The sequence below is a fragment of the Deinococcus pimensis DSM 21231 genome, assembly GCF_000519345.1.
Lineage (GTDB): Bacteria > Deinococcota > Deinococci > Deinococcales > Deinococcaceae > Deinococcus_A > Deinococcus_A pimensis.
In genome coordinates, this window is the sequence record NZ_KI912675.1 from 210,070 (window position 1) to 229,232 (window position 19,163).

At 68.6% G+C, this 19,163-nt stretch carries 16 protein-coding genes and 1 pseudogene; 8 read left to right on the forward strand and 9 right to left on the reverse strand.

The features are described from left to right. Positions 1 to 23: 23 nt before the first annotated feature. Positions 24 to 761 (reverse strand): SDR family oxidoreductase, encoded by a 738-nt coding sequence (locus DEIPI_RS0124870; protein WP_157464034.1) that lies wholly within the window; start codon positions 759 to 761, stop codon positions 24 to 26. Positions 762 to 1,167: 406 nt separating this feature from the next. On the opposite strand from DEIPI_RS0124870, the gene DEIPI_RS0124875 reads away from it, so the two are divergent. Beyond that, positions 1,168 to 1,824, forward strand: a complete 657-nt coding sequence (locus DEIPI_RS0124875; protein ID WP_027483570.1) for a Rieske (2Fe-2S) protein — start codon at positions 1,168 to 1,170, stop codon at positions 1,822 to 1,824. 162 nt (positions 1,825 to 1,986) lie between these two features. Here DEIPI_RS0124875 and DEIPI_RS0124880 read toward each other — a convergent pair whose 3' ends face one another. From DEIPI_RS0124880 to DEIPI_RS0124895, 4 genes are all read right to left on the reverse strand, one after another. Next, positions 1,987 to 2,436: a hypothetical protein gene (locus DEIPI_RS0124880; protein WP_027483571.1), complete on the reverse strand. Its 450-nt coding sequence runs from the start codon at positions 2,434 to 2,436 to the stop codon at positions 1,987 to 1,989. A 237-nt stretch (positions 2,437 to 2,673) separates the two neighbouring features. Continuing rightward, complete coding sequence (locus DEIPI_RS0124885; RefSeq protein ID WP_027483572.1) at positions 2,674 to 3,468, reverse strand: bestrophin-like domain; 795 nt, start codon at positions 3,466 to 3,468, stop codon at positions 2,674 to 2,676. Between the two features lie 294 nt (positions 3,469 to 3,762). Beyond that, positions 3,763 to 4,635 carry a universal stress protein gene (locus tag DEIPI_RS0124890; protein ID WP_027483573.1) on the reverse strand — a complete coding sequence of 291 codons (873 nt, stop codon included), beginning with the start codon at positions 4,633 to 4,635 and terminating at the stop codon, positions 3,763 to 3,765. Between the two features lie 147 nt (positions 4,636 to 4,782). Further along, the gene (locus tag DEIPI_RS0124895; protein WP_045235123.1) at positions 4,783 to 6,057 is read right to left on the reverse strand and encodes a polysaccharide deacetylase family protein; all 1,275 of its coding nucleotides are present in this window, start codon (positions 6,055 to 6,057) and stop codon (positions 4,783 to 4,785) included. Between the two features lie 507 nt (positions 6,058 to 6,564). On the opposite strand from DEIPI_RS0124895, the gene DEIPI_RS0124900 reads away from it, so the two are divergent. From DEIPI_RS0124900 to DEIPI_RS0124930, 6 genes are all read left to right on the forward strand, one after another. Then, a complete protein-coding gene (locus DEIPI_RS0124900; protein WP_045235124.1) occupies positions 6,565 to 7,140 on the forward strand; it encodes a general stress protein in 576 nt (191 codons plus the stop codon). 69 nt (positions 7,141 to 7,209) lie between these two features. Beyond that, positions 7,210 to 8,829, forward strand: coding sequence for a pyrroloquinoline quinone-dependent dehydrogenase (locus tag DEIPI_RS34490; protein ID WP_052352008.1), 1,620 nt, complete (start codon positions 7,210 to 7,212; stop codon positions 8,827 to 8,829). 2 nt (positions 8,830 to 8,831) lie between these two features. Then, positions 8,832 to 9,500 carry a hypothetical protein gene (locus tag DEIPI_RS0124910; protein ID WP_027483576.1) on the forward strand — a complete coding sequence of 223 codons (669 nt, stop codon included), beginning with the start codon at positions 8,832 to 8,834 and terminating at the stop codon, positions 9,498 to 9,500. 14 nt (positions 9,501 to 9,514) lie between these two features. After that, the gene (locus DEIPI_RS0124915; RefSeq protein WP_245588643.1) at positions 9,515 to 10,033 is read left to right on the forward strand and encodes a c-type cytochrome; all 519 of its coding nucleotides are present in this window, start codon (positions 9,515 to 9,517) and stop codon (positions 10,031 to 10,033) included. A 189-nt stretch (positions 10,034 to 10,222) separates the two neighbouring features. After that, positions 10,223 to 11,209: a lyase family protein gene (locus DEIPI_RS34495; RefSeq protein ID WP_084474915.1), complete on the forward strand. Its 987-nt coding sequence runs from the start codon at positions 10,223 to 10,225 to the stop codon at positions 11,207 to 11,209. A 335-nt stretch (positions 11,210 to 11,544) separates the two neighbouring features. Next, entirely contained in the window at positions 11,545 to 12,804 is a 1,260-nt protein-coding gene (locus DEIPI_RS0124930; RefSeq protein ID WP_084474918.1) for a sensor histidine kinase, read from the forward strand. A 65-nt stretch (positions 12,805 to 12,869) separates the two neighbouring features. On the opposite strand, the pseudogene DEIPI_RS37050 reads toward DEIPI_RS0124930, so the two are convergent. Then, positions 12,870 to 13,055, reverse strand: a pseudogene (locus DEIPI_RS37050) (alpha/beta hydrolase); the annotation flags it as partial. A gap of 175 nt (positions 13,056 to 13,230) precedes the next feature. Here DEIPI_RS37050 and DEIPI_RS0124935 point away from each other — a divergent pair. Beyond that, a complete protein-coding gene (locus DEIPI_RS0124935) occupies positions 13,231 to 16,422 on the forward strand; it encodes a beta strand repeat-containing protein (RefSeq protein ID WP_027483580.1) in 3,192 nt (1,063 codons plus the stop codon). 343 nt (positions 16,423 to 16,765) lie between these two features. On the opposite strand, the gene DEIPI_RS40655 is transcribed toward DEIPI_RS0124935, so the two are convergent. The 3 genes from DEIPI_RS40655 to DEIPI_RS0124950 form a co-directional block, all read right to left on the reverse strand. Then, positions 16,766 to 17,095 carry a GNAT family N-acetyltransferase gene (locus DEIPI_RS40655; RefSeq protein WP_052352009.1) on the reverse strand — a complete coding sequence of 110 codons (330 nt, stop codon included), beginning with the start codon at positions 17,093 to 17,095 and terminating at the stop codon, positions 16,766 to 16,768. A 432-nt stretch (positions 17,096 to 17,527) separates the two neighbouring features. Beyond that, positions 17,528 to 18,307, reverse strand: coding sequence for a DUF4097 family beta strand repeat-containing protein (locus tag DEIPI_RS0124945; protein ID WP_027483581.1), 780 nt, complete (start codon positions 18,305 to 18,307; stop codon positions 17,528 to 17,530). Between the two features lie 166 nt (positions 18,308 to 18,473). After that, entirely contained in the window at positions 18,474 to 18,992 is a 519-nt protein-coding gene (locus DEIPI_RS0124950; protein WP_027483582.1) for a hypothetical protein, read from the reverse strand. Between the last annotated feature and the right edge of the window lie 171 nt (positions 18,993 to 19,163).

A 19,163-nucleotide genomic window follows, 5' to 3' on the forward strand; every position in this document is an offset into this window, starting at 1 on the left:
CGAGGTGCGGATGTGCGGCCCCTTCACAGGGTCGCGCCACCGTTGACCGACACGACGCTTCCCGTGACGAAAGGGTTGAGCATCAGCATGGTGATGACTTGTGCGACGTCCTCCGGCCGGCCGACGCGACCGACGGGAAGGGTGGCGGCGGCGCGTTGGTACATGGCGTCTCGAGCTTCGGCCGTCATCGACGCGTACGCTTCGGTCGCGATCAACCCCGGAGAGACCGCGTTGACCCGTAACGGCGCGAGCTCAAGCGCCAAGGTCTTGACGAGCGCATTGACGGCCGCGTTCGCGGCGGACGTGATGCCCGCACCTCCGGCGGGACGTTCGCCCAACGTGCCCGAGACGAAGGTGATGGAGCCTCCGGTGGGCAGTTTGGACGCCGCGTACTTGGCGAGAAACACCTTGCTCCAGAACTTCCCGTCGAACGCCGCGCGGGCCGCGTGGGTGTGGACACTGCTGATCTGACCGGACCAGCCTGCGCCCGCGGTGCTGACCAGGTGATCGAATCGTGGAAGCAGCAGCAGCAGGTCGCGGACGTCGGGTTCGGCGGTCACGTCCACCGAGAAGATGTGCACCTCGTTGCCTTCGGCGTTCAGACGGAACTGGGCCGCCCTGAGGCGTTCCTGGTCACGACCGGCGAGCAGCACGTGGCCGCCCTGAAGTTGCACGGCGAGCGCGGTGGCGAGGCCGATCCCGCTGCTGCCGCCGACGACGAGCGTGGTAGTTCCCTGCAGGGTCATGATGAGTCCTTTCACGGGGCGAGTGGGTGACGTTGGCCGGGACAGGGTCGGCGCTTGATGGCGGTTGCCCGGGAGCGGCGCGCGCCATTCCCGTCCGTGTGCGGGCGTCGTCACCTCGAAGGGCCCACCGGAGCGAACCGTGCGACGTCAACGTTCCCCGTCCGGTCCTATTGTATTCAACATCGTGTCGACTTTTAAATATTGCAGTTTGGAATAATGAAAAACACCGCATCATTTCAATAGAACAAGGTGTGATGGAAAAATATTGGAACCTGATCACTTGAGCAGGTCCATCCAGAAGCGTTCCACCCCGCCGTCCGTCCACCCGAGCCAGCACGCGCCCCCGGACCTCAGGCGTGCAGCACAACGAACCGCGCGGATCATGCCAACCGCCGGAACGGACCCACCAAAGAGGTGTGAAATGACCAAGTTCAGCAGCGTCGACCCTGACCTTGACCGCCGCCGATTCGTGCACGCCGCGCTCGGCGTCACCGTCGGCGTCAGCGGCCTGAGCTTCCTGACGATCATCGGGAGCGCCCGCCCGGTCACTCGTGAAACACCCGACCGGCTCCCTCCCACCTCGGGCGATGTACTGGTCCACGCCGAAGGCGACCAGACCGGCATGCCCGTCGACCCCGGCACGCTGACCCCGCAACCTACCCGTGCCTACCCCCAGGGCGTCGTCGCGGGTCAGCCGGTCGTCAAGAGTGGCGATCCGGACAACCTGCTCCTGATCTCGCGGTTTCCCGTCGCGGCCCTGCGCCCCCCCACCGACCTTCAGGCGGCGCCCGAAGGCATCGTCGTGTACAGCGCCGCCTGTCAGCACCTCGGGTGCCCGGTCGGCTGGAAGAACCAGGACGAGACGTACCTGTGCCCCTGCCATTCCGGGAACTACGACCCCAAACGAGGCTGCACCGTGATCGGCGGGCCGCCGCCACGTCCACTCCCGCAACTGCCGGTCACGCTGCGCGGCGGTCAGTTGATCGCGACGGCCACGTTCCTGACGCCGCCCTACGGGGTGAGCGACCAGGACTTCGACACGTACATTCGACGCTCGGAGATGACGGAGAAACCGTGATCATCGGTCCCGCTTCCGCAGAGGGGCGCGCAGCGCCTCAGGGCGGCCACCGGACCGCGGCCGATGACACGACGCCCTGACGTCACGCCTGGTGGCGTCCGGGCGTCCGACGTGATCTCGCCGCGACACACCACGACGAACGGACCCTGACGCGACCCGCCGTCAGCGGCGCAGCAGGCCGCGCAGTTCGTCGAGTGGCAGCAGCACGTCCTGATTGCCGTAGGCGTTGGCGAAGACGGCACGCCCGACCAGCGCGCCGAACGCGTTGGCGCACGGCAGGAACCGGTATCCTTCACCGCCCGACGTCGGTTCGAGCGCCATGATCCACGTCGAACCGTCCGGAAGCGCCGTCGCCGGCTGCACCGGCTCACTGGTCGCGGCGTCAAAGACACGCAACGTCATCGAGGTGGGCGCGCCACGGTACACCGCCTTGACCCGCACTTCGACGAAGCCGGGCGGCAGCAGCGTCGGCACGTGACGCAGCACCGTCGCCTGCACGACCAGCGGCGCCGCCTGCGCCGTCTCGACGAACGGCCGGACCACCGCGCACTTTCCCGCAAGGGCGGTGGAGCAGCTCATCAGGGTCAGGGCGGCCAGCAACACGATCTTCATGTCTTCTTGTACCTCGCGAACCTGACGCGGCACTGTCCGGACGTCCGTGCACAAGGACCAACAGGCGCCCGCAGGCCGCGCACCTGATCGGCGTCCGCCCCACGTCACCACGAACGCCACGCCTCCTGCGGAAGATCGGCGCCCTGACCGAACGTCACGGCAGACCCTTCGCTGGCGCCGACGCGACACGAGCCGGGTCGCTGGTCCTCGTCGCCGCGCGGAGTTACGACCGCCAAGTCACTGCGACCCGCACGGACGTGGCATCACGTCACCTTGGTTCACGGTGGCGTCCACGAACGCCCGGAAGCCGCTGGGCTGGACCTGGATCGGGCCGCCAAACGGGCGGTCCAGCGCGACCGCCAGAAACAGAATCAGGGCGATGGTGCCGGACAACGCGCCCACCATCAACGCCTGCGCGGCCACGTTGCGGGTCCCGAAGAAGAACGAGAAGGCGATGGTGACGGCGCTCGTCAACCACAACACCGACCACATCAAGGGCGGGATGGTCGACGCGGCGCTCATCAGGCGCAGACGTCGGTTGTCCTCCAGCCGGGTGAGTCGGTCAAGCGTCGTCCGATACCACGCCTCCTCCGCCGTGGAGGTCGGACGCACGTGCTGATACCGGCAGACCAACGTCGTGAAGCGCCGCTCGGTCGCCGGGCTGCGCCGTCCGCTTGCCAGCGCCGGCCATTCCGCGTTTAGCACGGACAAGGCGTAGGCCCGAAGGTCCGCGCGCAGCATGCTTCTCGTCTCAGGCGCAAAGGCCTGCGCGTCACGATACAGCCCGACGAGGTCGTTGGTTTCCTGCTCGACACGGGCGTGCACGTCCACCTGCTGCTGCCAGACGGCCACGACGACGAAGGTCAGCAGCACCGACGAACACACGCCCACCACCGCGTAGATGAAGCCCGCGACCTGATTGTGCTCTTCGAGGCGCGCGAGCGTCACGAAACGCCGCAGGCTCAGCATGCCAAGCAGCGACAACGTCACGATGACCACGACAACCAGTACGCACAACACAGCGGTCAGCACGCTTGATCCTCCCGTGGAGCGCCGCACTCACGCCTCGTGATCCTCGGCGGTCGTGTCGGCCCCGCTGCGCTCACGACACGCCGTTCGCAAGCCACGACGACACGAGCCCGCCGAACCTGACCGAGCCGTGGCTGCGGGGACGCCTGCAGGTCGGGCGCGTGTCAGCCGGCACGTCCGGCGCGTCCGGTCTCCTGACGCGCCGACCGCGTACCTGATCGGCGGGTCGAGGCGAAGCACGCGCATTGACGCGTGCCGTCCTGCTGGACCGCCGCGTGGTCCCGCGCCGCTCGACGTTCAGGGGCACACCATAAGGGCGCCGCGGGCGCCCTCAAGCACGACGTCGACCGTATGACCACGCCCAAAACCCAGAACGCTGCCGTGACGGTGCCCTCCAAGGACGAGCAGTGTGTCCGGACGGGCGTAGGTCGCGAGGATCTCCCCGGGCGTGCCGAGCGTGAGATGCGTCGCGACGGCGGGCACACCCAGCTCGCGCAGGGACGTTTGGGCTTCGAGGATCGTCTCGGCACCGTCTTGCCCTGCGTCTTCTCGCTGCACGACCAGCAGTTCGACGGGCAGGCTCCAGTCGAGGGCCAGCTCCGCACCCTGCCGGAGGGCGTCCTTCGCGTGGCGTGAGGCGTCGTAGGCCACCACGAGGCGGCGCGGCGCGACCGCGTCGGCGGATGGAACCCAGACGGGGATGGGACTGCGGCGCAGCAACTGATCGAACACGGAACTCCTCATGAATCGGCGGTGACGATGACCACGCGCGGCGAGCAGCAGCAGGTCCGCGTCCGCGGTCAGCCGGAGCAGTCCGTCGACGTCGTTGTCCACGTCCTGCCGGGTTTCGCAGGCGACACCGGCGGACCAGCAGCGATCGGCGAACGCAGCGAGCAGGGCCTGCCCGCCGCGCAGACGGTCCTGTTCGAGTTCCTCCTGCGTTTCGAGTACCGTCGGGTCGATCCACTCGCCAGGAGCGGCGACCACGGCCAGTTCGACGTCAGGGACGAGCATGTGCGCGGCGTGCAGCGTCAGCTGGAACGCCCGCGCCACCGGAAGGATGTAGTCCTCCAGCAGGTCCTCGTCGAACTGACCGCCGAGGGGAAGCAGAACCCGGCGCGGGTGCGGTCGTAGCCGGGACAGGTCGGGCGCGCTGCGGTGGTCGAGCATGATGATCCTCCGGAAGTACGGATGTTGAGCGTCATACGGTAACGAAGAGCACGGCGCCCGGGCGTGCGAAGCGCTGCGGAACCTCGAACGGTTCGGGGTGCCCGAGGACCGAACGGACGGCCCGACGGCACGTTCGTGGCGTCCTCCTCACCGCGCGGTGGCCTGGCCGCGCGCAGGGGACGGTCGAGCGTTGCGGGACGCGAGCAGGTCGGTCACGGTGGAGAGCCGCACGCCGCGCGCGCTGGCGACGCGGGTGAAGGGTTCGAGCACCTCGAGCGCTTCACGCGCGTTGTCGTGCAGAAGCACGATCCCTCCCTGGCGCAGGTGCCGCGTGAGCCGCGCCTCGACGGTGCCGTCTCCCGGGTTGGCGAAGTCGCCCGGGTCGTCGGTCCAGAAGGTCGTGGTGAGTCCCGCTCGCGCCGTGAGGCGGAGGGTGCGCGCGTCGTACTCCCCACCAGGCGGACGGAAGAAACGGACGGTCCTGCCGGTGATGGCCCTGAGGGTGTCGTTGGTGCGGCGCAGCTCGTCGCGGATCTGGGTTTCGCTGAGGCCGGGCAGGCGGACGTGATGGTAGGTGTGGTTGCCGACCTCGTGCCCCTGCTCCGCCATGTCACGCACGAAGTACGGGTACGCGGCGGCGTTGCGGCCGATCACGAAGAACGTGGCCTTCACGTCCGCGCGGCGCAGCAGGTCCAGCAGCAGCGGCATGTACAGCGGGTGCGGCGCGTCGTCGAAGGTCAGCGCGGCGACGGAGGCGCGTGGGTTGCCGTGGAAGAGCTGTCCGCCCTGCACGCCACCGTGAAGTTGCGCGTAGGCCTGAAGGGCCCGCTGTTCGACGAGGTCGGCGAACGAACCGAGAAACCGCAGGGCGCGCTCCTTGTCGTTGACGATCGTCCGCGCGGCGAACGGCGCGTCCGTCACCCGCGTGGCGCTCCCGGTCGGCCAGACCCGCTCGTACGGCGTTCCCTGCGTCACGAACCGCTCAAAGTCACGCAGGCGGTCTTTGGGAACGGAGCTGGTGAACAGCGGCGGTGGACCGCCGAACCCCTGGTAGCCGGACCTGGCGTACACGCTGACGTCCACCTCGGCGAGATCGGACGCCTGCGCGAAGGCGCGCCGGACGACGTCGAGGGCCGTCGCGCGCGCCTTTGCGAGGTCGGCCTGTCGTGCACCGAGCAAGACCACGGCGTGCGCGACGCGGATGTAGCCGTTGTCGAGCACGTCGAACTGGTGAACTTCCGGCACGGGTGGCACGAGGTTGAGCTGAGGGACGGCCGCGGCAGGGCGGGTGCCCGGCGCGGCGGGTTGCGCCGCGCCCAGTGGCTCCACCCGTGGGAGGGGCGCGGTGGTCGGTGCGGCGCTCACCCCGAGCAACAAGGCCACCAGCGCCGCGCCGCGCGCTCGTCGGTGGGCAAGAACCATTGAAGGGCGTGGTCCTGCGGATACAAGGGGACGCTGCTCACCGTTGGCGGCGTCGTCCGGCGTGTGGAACGTGGTCACGGAGGCACCTCGCTTGAAGGCCCGGTGCCGTCCAGCCGCTCCGCGAGGGGCGGTGGAGGCGTGCGGGCGCGCCGTGAGGGCGGCACCGCACGAAGCAGGGCCGGGAAAGGCAGACGTGGACGTTCTGAGCGCCATCCTCAACATGCACGTCACGAACCGCAATCAGATGGCGCCGACCTGAAGGACGCCTCATGGCGTCCTCACTGAACGCTCAACGGATGTGGTGATGCCCGTCGACGTGCGGCAGCGCGTGAAAGCGGACATGCCGCTCCACTGATGCCTCAACAGAATGAGCTGGACACGCAGGTATTGGCGCGCGCGTCAGTCGGCGGTTCAGGATGACGTTGCGCGCTCCGTCGCGCGACCTTCCAGACCGGCCCATCCGTTTTCGTCCATCCGTCCCCCTCTGAGCGCCACTCGAGGAGCACCATGACCGACCACCCACGCCACAACGACGCGTCCAACCGTCCGTCCTCGACCCGTCCCGGTGACAACAGCGTCGCCGCCGTGTACGACTCACTCGCCAAAGCCGAACGTGCCGTCCGGACTCTCGACGCGGCCGGCTTCCCCATCCGGCAGGTCTCCATCGTCGCCCGCAACTTCGAGAACGAACGTGAAGTGCAGGGCTACGTCACCACCGGGGACGTCGCCCGAGACGGCGCCGTCTCCGGCGCCTGGACGGGGGGGATTTTCGGGCTGCTCCTGGGCTCCGCCTTCCTGTGGGTCCCGGCCTTCGGTCCGCTCGTCGTGCTCGGCGCGCTCGCCACCACCCTCGTCGGCGGGATCGGCGGCGCCGCGGTAGGCGCCGCGACGGGCGGCGTGCTCGGCGCCCTGGCCGGTCTCGGCATCTCCCGGCAGCACATCGTCAAGTACGAGCGCGCCGTGCAGGCCGGTCAGTTCCTGCTGATCGCGCACGGCGACGCCCTCAGCGTCCAGGACGCCTACCGCGTCCTGGAGGGCACACACGCTGCGGAACTCACCCTGCACGCCGACGTCACCGTCTAAGCAGGGCGCGCCACGCCCGCAGGCGTGGCGCGTCTCCAGGAACGTCACGTGTTCCCTTCAGGAGAAGACATGACCAGATTCCGCCTCGCGCACGTCACCTCCCTGCTCGCTCTCAGCGCGCTCGGTCCCGCTTCCCACGGCTGGACCGCTCAAGTTCAGACCGTCGGCCCCACCCAGCAGGAACTGAACGCGTCCGCGTCCCGTGAAGGTGACTGGCTGATGTACAACAAGGACTACCTCGGGCAGCGCTTCTCCACCCTGAGGCAGATCACCCCGCAGAACGCCGCGCGGCTCACGCCCGTCTGCCAGTACCACACCGGCGAGGTCGGCAGCTTCCAGCCCGGCCCCGTCGTGTACCAGGGCCGCATGATCATCACCACGCCCCACAGCACCTACGCCCTCTCCGCCACCACCTGCAAGACGCTCTGGACGCACACCTACACCCCCACCAATCTCGAACCCTTCCCCGCCAACCGTGGCGTGGCGATCATGCAGGGCCGCGTGTACCGCGGCACCACCGACGGGCACCTCCTCGCCCTCGACGCGCAGAGTGGCAAGCTCGTCTGGGACGTCAAGGTCGCCGACAGCAGCCAGGGGTACTTCCTTTCGGCCGCGCCCATCGCCTGGAACGGCAAGGTCTTCATCGGCGAGGCCGGCGCGGACTGGGGCGCCAAAGGACACCTGTACGCCTTCGACGCCAGGACCGGCAGGAAAATCTGGACTTTCGACGTGATTCCGACGGGCACGCAGGAAGGCGCGGACACCTGGGACAAGCCCACCACCGCCGCGCATGGCGGCGGCAGCATGTGGACGTCGTTCACCCTCGACCCGATGAAGAAGCAGCTGTACGTCTCGGTGGGCAACCCGGCCCCGGATTTCGCCGCGTCGTACCGGCCCGGCAGGAACCTCTTCACCAACTCCCTGGTGGTACTGAACGCGGACAGCGGCAAGCTCGCGTGGTACGCGCAGCAGGTCCAGAGTGACTATCACGACTGGGACACGTCCGCCGCACCCACCGTGTATGACGCGGGTGGACGTGGGTACGTGGCGGTGCCCAGCAAGAGCGGCTACCTGTACCTGTACGACCGCGCTTCGCGCGCCCTGATGCACAAAGTCAAGGTCACCACCGTCGAGAACGAGTCGGCGCCCCTCACCACCGAGGGCACGCGGTTCTGCCCGGGCACGCTGGGCGGCGTCGAGTGGAACGGCGCGGCCTTCGACCCGGCGGGCGGCACGCTGTTCGTCAACTCGGTCGACTGGTGCTCCACCCTGCAACTCGGACAGGTGAGGTACGTCGCCGGAAGCATCTACACCGGCAGCCTCAACGGCTTTGGCGCGTACGACCCGATCGAGAAGGCCAAGGGTTGGGTGCACGCCGTCAACGCCCGCACCGGAAGCGTGAAATGGAAGGTGCAGATGCCCACCCCGATGGTCGCGGCGGTCACGCCCACCGCGGGCGGCGTGATCTTCACCGGGGACCTCAACGGGGACTTCCTGACGCTCGACGCCCGCACCGGCAAGACGCTGTACCGCTTCCCGACGGGCGCCGCGATCGGCGGGGGCGTCGTCACGTACGAGGTCGGCGGGAAACAGTACGTCGCGGTGGCTGCCGGGAACGCTTCACGCACCCTGTGGCGCACCACGGGCGCCGCGACGGTCGTGATCTTCGCGCTCGACGGAGGGCGATAACCATGCGCGCCCAGCACGTCGTCATCGAACCCCGCACCGCCCGAGCGCTTCGCGGCAGCACCGTGCGGGCACTCGCGCTGATCGCCCTCGGAAGCAGCGCGGGCGCGACCTCACCGCTCGACGCGCACGACGTGCGTGACGCGCTCGCCTCCGGACGCGCCCTCGCCGCGGCCTTGCGCGGATACCCCGTCCGAGAGTACCTGCTGTACAGCGTCCCGGACGCGTTCACGGTCAAGCGAGGCGAAGCGGCCGTGGAGGCCGTGCAGATCGGTACGCCCTTCGAACGGGCCCGATGGTCCGCGTACTTCCTCGCGTTGCAGGGCAAGGCCTTCTCGGAGCGGGACCTCTCGACGCGTGACGATCAGCTGGAGTTCATCGTGTACGCGCACAGCCGCGGCCCTGAAGACCAGACGTTCATGTCACGCTTCACCACCGCGAGCCTGACCTTCGAGGGTGGCCGTGAAGTTCACGCGGCCAGCGTGGCGCGCTCACCCGCTTCGCTCGATCACTACCGTGACGCGCAAGGACGGGTGGAGTTCCGCTGGGTCGGCACCGTCACGTACCGTTTCGATCTGCGTGGTCGTCACGCGGCGGACGTCGCGACGCTGCGCTTCACGGACGCAGACGGGCACACGTTCAGGTTGCCGTTCGATCGACAACGGTACCGTTAGAAAGGAACACCCTCATGCTGCAGGGCAAGCTCATCCTCGGCGCGCTTGGCCTCACCGCGACCGCCGTCGCCATGCTGAGCGTCACATCCGTTCCCACCACCCGCGTGGAACGTGCCGCTGCCACGCCCAACGGCGAGACCGTGTACAACCAGAGCTGCGCCAGCTGTCATCAATCGAACGGGCAGGGCGTTCCCGGTGTCTTCCCCCCGCTGGTCGGGGTGGTGCCGCAAGTCCTCAAGAACGGCTGCGTGGGCCGCGCGACCCTCACGCAGGTCGTCGCGCATGGCATGCAGGGGTCCATCACGGTCAAGGGCGTGACGTACAACGGCGTGATGCCGCCTTGGCAGGGTCAGCTGAGTGACGCGCAGATCGTGAACGTCCTGAACTACGTCTCGACCGCGTGGGGTCATCGCGCGCTTCTGCCCAAGACCTTCAAACCGTTCACCTTGACGGACGTGCACAACGTTTCGGGCAAGGCCGCCCTCACCCCGCAACAGGTGCACGCGGCATGGCTCAAGCTCAACCTGAAGTGACGCCCGCGGAGCGTACGTGACGGAACCAGGGCGAAAACGTGACGTTCACCTTCAGCGCGTGCTGAGCCCCGGGAAGCCTCGCCGCTCGCACCTCACTTTTCGAGGCAGGAGGACCGTGATGACACCGAACGCCACCCTGACCCTGGGACGCTGCTCGACGGCGGCCAGTGGCGTGTCGAGACCGACTCGATGGGCGCCGTCAAGGTTCCCGCCGCGCGCCTGTGGGGCGCGCAGACCCAGCGATCCCTGCTGCACTTCACCATCGGCAACGACCGGATGCCCATCGAGGTGTACCACGCGTACGGTCTCGTCAAGAAAGCCGCGGCGCAGGTCAACCTCGACGCCGGAAAACTCGATGCCGAGCGTGCCCGGCTGATCATGCGGGTCGCGGACGAGGTCATCGCCGGAAAGCTCGACGCGGAATTCCCGCTGTTCGTCTGGCAGACGGGCAGCGGCACGCAGAGCAACATGAACGTCAACGAGGTGATCAGCAACCGCGCGATTCAACTCGCGGGCGGCGTCGTCGGAAGCAAGACTCCCGTGCATCCCAACGATCACGTCAACATGTCGCAGTCGTCGAACGACACCTTTCCCACCGCGATGCACCTCGCGCTCGTTGAGGAACTGTGCGGACGCCTGATCCCGAACGTGCAGGCGCTGATCGACCGCTTGCACGAGAAGGCGTTGACGTGGGTGGACGTCGTGAAGATCGGCCGCACGCACCTGCAGGACGCCACGCCCCTCACGGTCGAGCAGGAATGGTCCGGGTACGTCACGCAGCTCACGGACGCGCTCGCACGAATCCACGCGGCCCTGCCGGGCCTGTACCAGCTCGCGGCCGGCGGGACGGCCGTGGGGACGGGACTCAACAGCCTGCCGGACTTCGGGGTGAAGATCGCGGCGGAACTGGCTCGCCTTACCGGGCGGCCGTTCCTGACCGCGCCGAACAAGTTCGCCGCGCAGGGCTCGCTCGACGCGATGGTCGCCGCGCCCGCTGCCCTGACAACCCCACGAAGAACAACCCCGGCACCGTCCGGCTCACCCCAAGCAGCTGGAGCAGGAACTCGCGTCGACTCACGTGCACATCACCCACCTGGAGGAGCGCGCGGCGCACGACGAGCAGGAGCTCGCCGGGATGGAAGCGCAGGCGCAGGCGGCACGGGCGCGTCTTGCTGAGCTGGAAGCGGCGGCGCGGGGAACGCAGGCGAAGATCGCTCGGCTGCGTGAGCAGCTCGACGGGCAGCATGACCGGGAGTGCGTGCTGGAACCACACGCGAAGGTCACGGAGAGGTTCGTCTCGACAGACAAGCGTCCGGATAGAGACGCGTCCTGACGCCACGCGAGCCGAGCGTGAAGACACGGCCCACTCTTCCACCCCAAGGAATCCGTTCGTTCTCGCGCGTCCTTTCTTCCCCGTGTGTTACGCTCCCCGTACCCTGCTGACTTTCAGCTCGATCCCCTGGTCCTGAGGACACCATCGGATTCGCCCTCTGGCTCCCGAGGTTCAGCTCATGACCAGCTCCCACGACGCGGCCACGTCGCCGTCCATCACCCGTACCACTGAAGAGACCGCTGAGCTGCTTGAGGCCCGTTTTCTTGACCTCCAGGCGCAGAACGACGCCCTCCGCCGCGATGCCCAGGAGTTCAGTGCACGTGCCGAAACCATGAAGGCGCGCTTCGAGGCCGCGCCCACGGCGCAGCTCGTGCTCGATCCCAAGGGCCTCATCCGTGAAGTGAACGCCGCGGCACGCGTCCTGCTCGGCCGACCCGTGGAGCGACTCCTGAACAAGGCGCTGAGCGTGTTCATCGCGGGGTCCTCGCTCACGTCCTACCACGCGCTGCTCAAGGGCGCTGCCTCCAACATGCCCGGCGCGCCAGGCGTGAATCTTCAGCTCCAGCCGCCCCAAGGCCCTGCCCTGCCGGTCTGTCTGAGCGTGTCCGCCCGGGGTGAGGACACGAAGGTCGTGGAGTACCTCGTGACGCTGATGGACATGAAGGCCCAGCATGACGCCGTCGAGCTGCTGACGCTCCAGCGCGACCAGGTGGAAGGACAGGTGCGGGACGTCTCCGCGCGGCTCGTGTCGCAGCGCGACGAGGTGGAGGAGATCGTCCGGGCGCTCAGTGGGGAGGTGCAGACCGCTGTGCACCGCGCGTCGGGCTTCCTCGATCTGCTGCACCGCGAGGTGGGCGTGCACAGCGACGGCGTCGAGCAGCACTTCGGGTCCGCCCGACGCGCGCTTTCCCAGGCGACGTCGATGATGGCGGCGCTCGTCGGGTACGTCCGCACCACCCGCGCGCGGGTCAGGTTGCGGGAAGTGAACCTCGGGCTGGTGCTGAACGCCGTCCGCCGGGACCTCGACCCTCAGTGCGTGGGACGCCAGGTGAAGTGGAGCGCGGACGCCCTTCCGGTCGTGCAGGGCGACAGTCAGACCTTACAGGTCGTGCTGACCGAACTCCTGTCGAACGCCCTGAAGTTTACGAGTACGCGCGAGGAAGCGCGGATTCGAGTGCGAGTGCAGGAAACCGCTGGTGAGGTGTGTCTCGGGGTGGAGGACAACGGCGTCGGACTCAACATGCGTTTCAAGGATGAGGTGTTCCGGGTGTTCCGACGGCTGCACCCCAGTGGGACATTCGAGGGCGCTGGGGTAGGGCTCGCGGTGGTGCGGCGGGTGTGCGAGCGGTTCGGGGCGCGGGTGTGGGCGGAGGGGAAGCCGGAGGTGGGCGCGACGTTCTGGGTGGCGTGGCCCAAGCAGCCCGTCGTGCTGGCGTAGAAGAGGTCCGTGCGTGGGGCCTGGTCCTCGGCGAGTCCTTCCAACGCGTGGAGCTGCGATTTCTGGTCACGCGCCATGAGCGCGGCGGCCAGCGCGAGCGCGCCGCCGGCACTGCCACCGTACACGCCGAGCCGTGTGGGGTCCACCCCGAGTTCCTCGGCGTTCGCCTCCGTCCACGTCAGGGCGGCGTAGCAGTTACGCAGCCCCGCCGGGTACGGGTGTTCGGGCGCGAGGCGGTACTCGACCGTCACGACGACGAGGAATTCCTCGTTGTAGGGGCCAGGGCTGGGGGCCGGTCGGTGCGAGAGGCGCCCTCAGGGATGATGCGCGACGGATGGTGAACCAGCACCTGAGATCTTCGTCCCCGTCCAAGGGGCAGCCAGGTTTGTGACAGTGCTGAAAGAGAAGCGTCTTTAGCTTATCTTCATGAAGATGTTGTCTCGGCAACGCCCCGCGCTGCTCCTCACCGGGATCCTGCTCCTCACCGGCTGCGGCCACCTCTACCCCAACACCACCCCCACGGTCACCCCCACCACCATCACCATCACCACCCCCGACGGCCACACCCCCACCATCACCGCCACCGCCACCGACGGCACCACTTACCACGTCGACGCGCAGGGCCGCCTCAACCTCCCCCCCGGCACCTACACCATCACCGCCGCCCCCTACGCCAGCGGCCGCTACGACTACGCCGCCCCCACACAGACGGTCACCGTCCACCCCGGCGAAACACCCACCCTCAACATCACCTACGTCCCCATCACCGGCGCGCTCGAAGTCATCGTCGGCGACCTCGACCCCACCCCCGACGCAAACGCCGTCCACGCCGCCGCCGTCGTCACCACCGTCACCGTCACCGGCCCGAACGGCTATGAAAAGACCTTCAACGGCAACGGCACCTACGTCCTGACCAACCTCACCCCCGGAACGTACGTCGTCACCGGCCCGAACGGGCAGAGCAGCACCTTCACCGTCACCGCCGGACAGACCGCCGGCGGCGGCGCCTTCACCCTCAGCGGCAACGCCCAGATCGCCTGGACCGGCCTGCCCAGCGGCGTCAAACCCACCCTGCGCCTCCAGAGCGACACGGGCGCCACCTACAAGATCCCCGCCGACCTGCTCGCCACCAACCTCAAACCCGGCACGTACACCCTCAAGACCACCACCGACGTCAAGACCGGCGGCCTCACCTACCACGCCGACCCCGTCACCTTTGACGTCACGCTCGGCATGACCAGCACCCCCACCCTGACCTTCGCGCCCATCACCGGCCGCGCGAAGGTCAACGTCCTCACCAGGGCGGGCGTGACGCCCGACGTCACCCTCGACGGTCCCGGCGGCTTCACCCGCACGTTCACCAGCGCGGAAGACGTCACCCTCGACGACCTCACCCCCGGCGCGTACACGCTCACCGCGCGTGACGTCACGTGGGGCGGCGACACGTACGCGCCGACCATCACCCCCGCCGCCCTCACCGTCACCGCCGGGCAGACCGCGAACGCCACCGTCTCGTACGGCGTCAGCACCGCCACCCTCGACGTCACCGTCACTGGCCTCCCCACGGGCGTCACGCCCACCCTGACCCTGCGTGACCCCCAGGACGCCACCACGACCGTCACGGCCGGCGCACCCACGCCGGGCCTCAAGCCCGGCACGTACACCCTGGTGAGCGCCGACGTGAACGCCGGGGGCTTCACGTACCGCGCGCCCGACACGACCGTCACCCTCACCGCCGGTCAGACCACGACCATCACGAGCGCGTACGCCGCGATCGACGGGCGCGTCACCGTCAACGTGCAGGCCCCACAGGACGCGCCCATCCACCTCACCCTCACCGACACGCACGGGCACGCGACCGACGTCACGAGCAGCGCCGCCGACCACCTCACCCCCGACGCGTACACCCTGAACGGCACGCCCCTCACCGTGGGCGACTACGACTTCGAAGCTCCGCCCACGCCCGTCACCGTCACGGCGGGTCAGACGACGAGCGCCTCGCTCACGTACGCCGCCACGACCGGCGCGCTGGACGTCCACTTCACGGGTGTCCCCCTGAACGCGGCCCTCACCCTCCGCCGACCCGACGGCGGGACAGTCACCGTTCCGGACGGCGCGCACCTTTCGCGCCTCACACCCGGCCGCTACGAACTCACCGCGACCCTCACGCCCGGTGACGGCTACACCTACACCGCGTCCGGCGGCACGGCCGTCACCGTCACCGCCGGCCAGACCGCCACGCTCGACGCGACCTTCACCGCCCGCGACGTCGAGAACCCCAAGGACGTCACGCTCGTCGCGTCCGACATCACCCTGACCGCGCCGGGCCACGTGACCCTCACGGCCGGCGCGCGGGACAACGTCGCCGTGACGGCCTTCCGCCTGAAGCGTGGTGACGACACGGTCGTCACGAAGGACGCGACGCTCCTCGGGGACGGCGCGTTCGGCGTGACGTTCGACCTGACGGACCTTCCGGTGGGCGCGCACACGTACCGCGTGACGGCCCTCGACGCGGAGGGCAACGCCACGGTCAGCGACGCCGTGACCGTCACGGTCCAGGCGGCCAACCGCGCGCCCACCGTGACGAACGCCCTGGGCGACCTGACTGTCACGGCGGGCACCAGCAAGTTCGTCGACCTCAGCGGCGTGTTCGGCGACGCGGACGGCGACCCGCTCACCTTTACCGCCGAGAGCAGCGACCCCGGTCTGATTCCCGTGGTTGTCAGCGGCTCGTCGCTGGAGATCATGGCGCCTACCCCGAGCGCCGGGGCCGCCACCGTCACCATTCACGCGGCGGACGGGCGGGGCGGGACGGTCAGCACGTCCTTCATGGTGACGGCCACCGAGGCCGCCCCGAACCGCGCGCCGGTCATCGCGTCGCTCGCGGACGTGAAGTTCACCCGCGGAGGAAGCGCGGTCCTCGCGGGAAGTTCGGCGTTCAGCGATCCGGACGGGGACGCGCTGACCATCACCGCCACGAGCGACGCGCCCGGCGTGACCGCGAGCGTCTCCGGGCAGACCGTGAACGTGAGCGGCAGTGGCTGGGCGAACGTCACCGTCACCGCCACGGACACGCGCGGCGCGAGCGTCTCGCAGACGGTCCGGGCCATCAGCGGTGTGCGGCAGGCGTTCATCAGCGACTACGTCGAGGGCAGCAACGGTCGTGCCGCCATCCAGGTGTACTACCCGGATGACGGCGCGAGCGGCATGCAGTCCGGGTACGAGCTGTTCTTCTACCAGTACGTCAAGGCGACCGGTCAGGTGCGGGTGTTCAGCCTTCCCTTCCTGCCGTTCTACCCGGGGATGCCGTACATCATCCTCAACAGCAACTTCTACGACTTCTTCGACATCACCAGCGCGTACTACTACAACGAGGAGGCGTACTTCAGCCTCGCGGGGTACAGCCTGAACGCGCTGGTCCTGAAGAAGGACGGGGTGATCGTGGACGTCCTCGGTGACCCGACCGCGACCACGGACAAGCCAATCCTCCCTTCGGGCGGCACACTGGTGCGCAAGTCGGGCATGCTGTTCGGCTCACCTGCGTCGGAGCGCAACCTGCTGGAGTACGACGCGTACCCGAAGGACACCTTCATGTTCCTCGGTCGTCACCAACCCTGAGCGAACGCGGCGACAGACACGAGGGGACGGTCAGGGCTGTGACCGTCCCCTCGCGGTCTTGAGGAGCTCAAGCGGGCTCACAAAGCGGTACGGTTCTCGGATGGGCCGGTCTGTCGTGACGGGCCGAGGCGAGCGAACCATGAGGGTCAGCTTACGTGGCGTGGGTGCCGTCCGCTGCGGGTAAGCCAGTTGTCGTGAGCGGTCAGGGTGCGGCGCGTTGTCCTGCCCGCACTGACGATCAGGCTCCGGAGTTCCGCATCATCAAAAGAATCCCCTGACTCTGGGCACTCGCGTCGGGCCTCCGAACTCCTTACGAGCGCTCAACGACGCAGCTTACGAGCGCTCAACGACGCAGCCACCGATCGAGCTTCAGGACCTCGTGTGTCTTGACGCCGAACGTCTTCGGCGGCGTCACGTCAAACACCTGGAAGCCCTGACGTTCCCAGAAGGCGAGCGCCCGCACGTTCTCCCGCACCACGCCCAACTCGACACGCTCCGCGCCCAGCGAGACCGCCCACCGCTCGAACGCTGCGTACACCGCCCGTCCCGTCGCGTGCCCCCGCGCCTCGGGAGAGAGCAGCAGCAGCCCCAGGTAGAACGTCCGGTCGTCCGGATACCCGACCAGCACGTCCAGCACGCCACGCAACTCCGAGTCCGACAGACCGAGCAGCACCTTCCGCTCCGAAGGCAGGCTTGTGGGTCTGCCCGTCAGGAGGTCCTGCGCCGCCCCAGGGGCAACGACCGTCCCCTCGACGAGCGCGTGGTAGTCCGCGCACGCCTCAAGGAGCCGTTGAAGCCGAGGAGCGTCCTGCACTTCGAGCGCACCAGCCCGGAGTGACCAACGCTCTGACACAGGGATGGGAAAGGACGTCATCACGACACGACACCTCGCACTTCTGAGGGAACCAGCGGTGGGGACGCGTCCGACGTCGCTAAACAACCCGGCACCCGAACACTGTGCGTACTGACCATCGCGTCGAGCAGCCTCGTGTGCGCCGGGTTGCCCTGCACCACCCATACGTCCTCCGACCAGACCGGCCGCCGCCACGCCACGCTGCCCCGCGTGTCCACCGCGCCATCCATGCTCACCTCACCTCCGACGGCGTCACTCCGTCACGTTGATGCCGTCGTTCGTGGTGCTCAGCTTGACCGTCGCGGGCGCCACGCCCGGCACCTCCACCTCGGCGTGTCCACCGTCGACCCTGACCGTCGCGTCCGGCCAGGTCACGTGCGTGCGACCAGCCTCACCGTCCGCCGTGATCCGTACCCCCGACGGGACACGTAGCCCCGACATGCGGACAGGACCGTTGGTGCTTTCCACCGAGCTCAAGCTGGCAGCAGGGAGCGTGACGTCGAGGACGCTGGCGGCGCCGTTCGTGGTGCTCACCTCGACCGGGCCCGTCACGTCCCGCACCGTGACGTCCGCGTTGGTGCTCGCCACCTTCACGGTCGACGCGCCCACCCCCGCGACACTCACGGGACCGTTCGTGGTCCGCGCCGTCACCTCGGGCGCGCCACCCGTCACGACGACCGCGCCGTTCGTCGTGACGACGTCCTCGCCGATCCCCGCGGGAAGCGTCAACGTGACGTCCACCCCATGCCCCGGCACCCACGGGCCCACGTCGAACCCACGGACGAACAGCGTCCCATCCACCCGCTCCACCCGGTAACCCGTGTTCCCACGCAAGGTGAGGGCGACCGCTCCCGCGTTCGTCACGCGGGCGTCGTTGGTGATCCGTACGTTTCCGTCGAACGTGATCACGTTGACGCGCGTCACCCCCGTCAGGTCGAGCGGCTTGGTCGCGCCGCGCGTCGAGAGTGGCATCAAGGTGGAACAGCCGTTGAGGAGCAGCGCGGCAGCGAGGACGGTGAGGAGCTTGGACATGGGGTACCTCCGGGAGGAATCAGGAACGAGGACTTGGGAACGGCACGCGACCTTCTTGGGCGGTCCGGCGCGGGCGGACGGCAGGCCCAGCGGTTTCACGACGTTGACGTACGCGCCAGAGACGCTTGATCGCGCAGCTCGACAGGTTTGGGAAGGGACATCCGCTTCACGGGGACGTCACGAGGGGCGCGTCCCGCGTGACGTTCGCCCGCACCGCAATCAGCACGACCCGCGTCACGACCATCGCCAGGGCCATCAGCACGAACGCCGCGCGCCACGCGTCCGCCCCGGTGATCTGGTGCTGCACGCTGAACGTCGCCACGAGCCGTCCGAACGAAGGGTTCTGCGTCGCGAGCTGCGCGAACGCCACCCGCAACCCGATCGCCGCGAACCACACCAGCGCGTACGCCCGACCGGACTGCACGACCACGTCCGCCCCAGCGCGCCGCACCTTCGACGCGGCCGAAGCGAGCACCCCGAAGATCACGCCGAGCAGCACCCCGAAGAGTTCGAGCTGCACGTCATGCCCCGCCGTGGGCAGCCCCTGAAGGAAGAACACCCCGGCCGCGCCGACGATCACGAGGGGACGCAGGAACGTCGCGAGGGTGACTTTACGCGTGCCGATCACGGTGACGATCATCAGGACGAGGATGCTGACGTTCACGATCCAGTCGGTGGTGCTCATGCGTTCTCCTTTCGCCGGCCACCCGGCCGGTCGTGCCTTCAGGGTGCGGCGCGCGGCGTGCTCCTCGCGTCCTCCACGCGGGTCACCCCGAGGGGGCCCGAAAGGGCCAGACGCGCCCCTCCGGACGGACCGCGCGCCGACCAGCCCCGGGGGCGCACCCTGGCGGTGCGG

Coding starts and splice junctions, on each gene's coding strand:
- DEIPI_RS0124875 (WP_027483570.1), top strand. CDS start 1,168: ATGACCAAGTTCAGCAGCGTCGACCCTGACCTTGACCGCCGCCGATTC.
- DEIPI_RS0124880 (WP_027483571.1), bottom strand. CDS start 2,436: ATGAAGATCGTGTTGCTGGCCGCCCTGACCCTGATGAGCTGCTCCACC.
- DEIPI_RS0124890 (WP_027483573.1), bottom strand. CDS start 4,635: ATGCTCGACCACCGCAGCGCGCCCGACCTGTCCCGGCTACGACCGCAC.
- DEIPI_RS0124895 (WP_045235123.1), bottom strand. CDS start 6,057: ATGGTTCTTGCCCACCGACGAGCGCGCGGCGCGGCGCTGGTGGCCTTG.
- DEIPI_RS0124900 (WP_045235124.1), top strand. CDS start 6,565: ATGACCGACCACCCACGCCACAACGACGCGTCCAACCGTCCGTCCTCG.
- DEIPI_RS34490 (WP_052352008.1), top strand. CDS start 7,210: ATGACCAGATTCCGCCTCGCGCACGTCACCTCCCTGCTCGCTCTCAGC.
- DEIPI_RS0124910 (WP_027483576.1), top strand. CDS start 8,832: ATGCGCGCCCAGCACGTCGTCATCGAACCCCGCACCGCCCGAGCGCTT.
- DEIPI_RS0124915 (WP_245588643.1), top strand. CDS start 9,515: ATGCTGCAGGGCAAGCTCATCCTCGGCGCGCTTGGCCTCACCGCGACC.
- DEIPI_RS34495 (WP_084474915.1), top strand. CDS start 10,223: ATGGGCGCCGTCAAGGTTCCCGCCGCGCGCCTGTGGGGCGCGCAGACC.
- DEIPI_RS0124930 (WP_084474918.1), top strand. CDS start 11,545: ATGACCAGCTCCCACGACGCGGCCACGTCGCCGTCCATCACCCGTACC.
- DEIPI_RS0124935 (WP_027483580.1), top strand. CDS start 13,231: ATGAAGATGTTGTCTCGGCAACGCCCCGCGCTGCTCCTCACCGGGATC.
- DEIPI_RS0124945 (WP_027483581.1), bottom strand. CDS start 18,307: ATGTCCAAGCTCCTCACCGTCCTCGCTGCCGCGCTGCTCCTCAACGGC.
- DEIPI_RS0124950 (WP_027483582.1), bottom strand. CDS start 18,992: ATGAGCACCACCGACTGGATCGTGAACGTCAGCATCCTCGTCCTGATG.